Source organism: Pseudomonas sp. JV245A (assembly GCF_032424515.1).
Lineage (GTDB): Bacteria > Pseudomonadota > Gammaproteobacteria > Pseudomonadales > Pseudomonadaceae > Aquipseudomonas > Aquipseudomonas protegens.
The window spans coordinates 1-3,506 of record NZ_VYKE01000283.1 but is presented as its reverse complement, the minus strand read 5'-3'; the positions used below and the strand labels follow the sequence as shown (position 1 = coordinate 3,506).

Here is a 3,506-nt window from a genome sequence, read left to right as displayed (position 1 = left end):
GCCGGCCTATGCCGGGCTCCTGCGGCGGCTGCGCGAGGTGCTGCCGCAGCAGCTGGCCCTGAGCATCACCGCGCTGCCCGCCTGGCTCGACAGCCGCGAGTTGCCCGGGCTGCTGGCTCAGGTCGACAGCAGCGTGCTCCAGGTACATGCGGTCAGCGACCCCCGGCGCGGGCTGTTCGACCCGCACCAGGCTGAACAATGGGCCAGGCGCTGGGCTGGGGTCAGCGACAAGCCGTTCTACCTGGCCCTGCCTGCCTACGGCGTGGCCTTGCTGCCCGGCACCGCCCAGGCTCCAGTGGTGGAAAGCGAGGCGCCCATTGCGCGCCGGGGCCAGCGTCGGGAGCTGATGGCCGACCCCGAGCAACTGAGCCAACTGGCCAAGACCCTGCGCAATGATCCGCCGGCCCATCTGGCCGGGCTGATCTGGTTTCGCCTGCCGCTCAAGGGCGATGTCCGCGCCTGGAGCCTGGATACCCTGCGCGCGGTGGCCCGTGGAGACGTGCTGGACAGCCGCTTGGGCATCAGCCTGCAGGAGCAGGACGGTCTCTTCGATATCCGCTTGGACAACCCGGGCAATCTCGACCGCCCTTTGCCTGAACAACTGACCCTGGCCGTTGCCCAATGCGACGGATTCGACGGGCTGGGCGGTTATGCCGCCGAGCTGCGTGACGGCCAGCTGCTATTGACCCGCCAGCAGGCCGGCCGTCTGGCGGCGGGCGGCACCCGGGCAGTGGGCTGGGCCCGCTGTACAAAAATTGACCAAGGAGCTGCACATGTTCGTCCCTAGATCCCGCTACCTGCTGTGCCTGAGCCTGTGCCTGCCCTTGGCCCCGGCCTTGGCGTGCGGCCCGACCTTTCCCATGCGCCTGCTGGGGGATCGCCCGCAGACCCTGGCGCAGTTGCCGGAAGGCAGTTTCCTGTTCGAGGTCAGCCGCCTGGGCAAGCCCATCGTCGGGCTCAAGCCAGTCGTCCAGGATGGCTTCAGCCGCGATTACAACCTGCCTGAAAGCTATGAGGTGCAGGAGCGTAACTGGGCCGAACAGCAAGGGCTGGACGACGCCCAGAAAACCCTGGTCAGGCAGTTGCGCACGCTCAATGACCCGCGCCTGGCGGAGCAGCAAGGGGCCAGCCTGCCGCCGGAGATCAACCTCTACACCGCGGGCGCGGTGGCCTTCAGCGCCGGGGATCACGAGCGGGCGGCAGAGTATTTCCGCAAGGTGCTGGCGCTGCCCGCCGAGCAGCGGGCGCTGCGCAGTACCTGGGCCGCCTATTCCCTGGGCCGGGCCCTGCAAGCCATCAGTGAAGAAGCCAACGAGCTGGATGATCAGGGGCGCAGCGACACTTTGCTGGCGGCGCGCCAGGCGTTCGCCCAGACCCGCCAATTGAATATCGACGGCTTCAGCGACCCCCTGGAACTGGGCATCGCCAGCCTGGGGGAAGAGGCGCGCATTCTGAAGAACCAGAACCACTGGAGCGAGGCCATCGACCTGTATGCCAGCCAGAACCTGATGGGTTCGGACGTCGGCTACAGCTCGCTGAAGCAGGTGGTGGGGGAGTTGGGCGGCCTGTCGGACGCGCAGTTGCGCGAGCAGCTCAAGCAGCCTTCGGTGGCGCGCTTGCTCACCGCTTCGCTGGTCTCGCACCTGGGCTGGTCCTTCGGCGAACGGCCGGAATCCGAGGTGAAACTGATCAAGCTGCTGAGCCAGGGCACCGCCGGCACTTTCGACAACGCCGACCGCCTGGCGGCGCTGAATTACCAGAACGGCGATTTCGTCACCACCCAGCAGTTGCTCGAACATGCCGGCGACGGCGGCCTGGCCTGGTGGCTGCGGGCCAAGATGGCCGTGCGCAACGGCGACAAGGTGGCGGCTGCCGCGGCCTATGCCAAGGCCGCCGCGGCTTTCCCCCGGGAAGAGAGCTGGGGCTTTCGCGGTGATTACGACGGCAACTACGAAGACCTCAAGCCGGGCTGCCGGGTAGAAGGCGAAAGCGCCGTGCTGGCCCTGGACCGTGGCGACTATGTGCAGGCGTTCGAGCTGCTCTACCGCAGTGGCGACATTTACTGGCACGACGCGGCAACCGTGGCTGAGCGGGTGCTGACCCTGGATGAACTCAAGCATTTCGTCGACACCCAGGTTCCGGCGCCGCCGCTCGTCCCCCAGCAGCCCGATGCCTACTACGAGAGCCTGCCGATTGCCGCCCAGGTGCGCGAACTGCTGGGCCGGCGGCTGTTGCGCGAGGGCCGCTACGAAGAGGGCTGGGGCTACTTCTACACCCCCGAGCGCCAGGCTATCGCCAAGGCCTACGGCGAGTACCGGCGCAGCGCCGAGTCGGCCTGGCTGCCAACACGGCGAGCCGAGGCCTATTACCAGGCGGGCAAGCTGGCACGGGCTTCGGGGATGGAGATCCTCGGCTACGAGATGGGTCCGGACTACCACAGCCTGTGGGGCAGCTACAGCCTGGAAATCCCTCCGGTACAGGCCGGCCCGCTGATCAGTGCCGACGAAGTGCAGCGCCAGCAGGCCACCACTGCCGAACCCGATGTGCGCTACCACTATCGCTACGTGGCCGGCGAGCTGGGCAACCAGGCGGCGGACTTCCTGCCCCACACCAGCCAGGCCTATGCCGCGGTGCTGTGCAAGGCGGCGCGCTGGACCCGGGGCAGCGATGCCGAGATCGAGTACTACCGGCGCTATGTGCAGAACGGTCCCTTTGTGGAGTGGGCCGGCAACTTCGGCATGAACTGTGAGGAACCGGACTTCGGCAGCGCCAACAAGCGCTACCTGACCCAGTGGCTGGACGCATCCCGTTCCGCGGTGGCCGAGCACAGGCTGGCTGCCGGCGCCGGTGCCGGCGTGCTGCTGTTGGGGGCGGCCTACCTGTTCCGACGCCGCCGCGCGGTGTCCTCGCACAAGGCGACATAAAAGCGTGCCCAGGATCCTGTAGCCGCTGCGGCAGGCTGCGTACGAGCTGGGCGGCACTCCGACGCAGCGGTCGCGGCGATTTCTGGGGCGAACATTTTGCCGGGGATCGCCAGGCAAGGTCCTGCGGACCTTCGCGCAGCTTCGCCGAGGCTCGGCAGCGGCAACAGGTGCCGTCAGGCCTGCTGGACGAACGTCAGGCGCAGGGCGAAGCCGATCAGCAGGCTGCCGAACAGCCATTGCTGCACTCGTTGCGCCGACGGGCTGCGCTGCATCCAGCGGCCCAGCCCGGCACCGGCCAGGGCGTAGCAGCAGTCGAACAGGCCGCCCACGGCCACCAGCAGCACCCCCAGGGTCATGAATTGCGGGACCACCGCACCGGCCTGGGGATCGACGAACTGCGGCAGCAGTACCGAACAGAACAGCAATGCCTTGGGGTTCAGTAGGTTGGTCAACAGGCCGCGCTGGATCGCCTCGCGCCAGCGCAGGGGCGTGGCTGCGGCGGTGCCGGGCTCAAGGTTGGGCAACAGGTTCGCCCGCAGGCACTGGATACCAATCCACAGCAGGTAGGCGGCGCCCGCCAGG

Annotated in this window: 3 protein-coding genes; 2 read left to right on the top strand and 1 reads right to left on the bottom strand. The window is 68.0% G+C overall.

Annotation, left to right across the window (positions count from 1 at the left end):
* Both F6S12_RS30550 and F6S12_RS30545 read left to right on the top strand, forming a co-directional pair.
* A partial coding sequence (locus F6S12_RS30550; protein ID WP_315869749.1) for a DUF3142 domain-containing protein occupies positions 1 to 787 on the top strand: 787 nt, incomplete at its 5' end.
* The gene (locus F6S12_RS30545) at positions 774 to 2,924 is read left to right on the top strand and encodes a hypothetical protein (protein WP_015637565.1); all 2,151 of its coding nucleotides are present in this window, start codon (positions 774 to 776) and stop codon (positions 2,922 to 2,924) included. The genes F6S12_RS30550 and F6S12_RS30545, both read left to right, overlap by 14 nt.
* A gap of 173 nt (positions 2,925 to 3,097) precedes the next feature.
* Here F6S12_RS30545 and F6S12_RS30540 read toward each other — a convergent pair.
* Positions 3,098 to 3,506, bottom strand: a 409-nt coding sequence (locus F6S12_RS30540; protein WP_315869748.1) for a LysE family translocator, incomplete at its 5' end; no start/stop codon positions are given.

What these genes read in the sequence shown, in the direction of transcription:
- F6S12_RS30545 (WP_015637565.1), top strand. Translation starts at nt 774, where the DNA reads ATGTTCGTCCCTAGATCCCGCTACCTGCTGTGCCTGAGCCTGTGCCTG.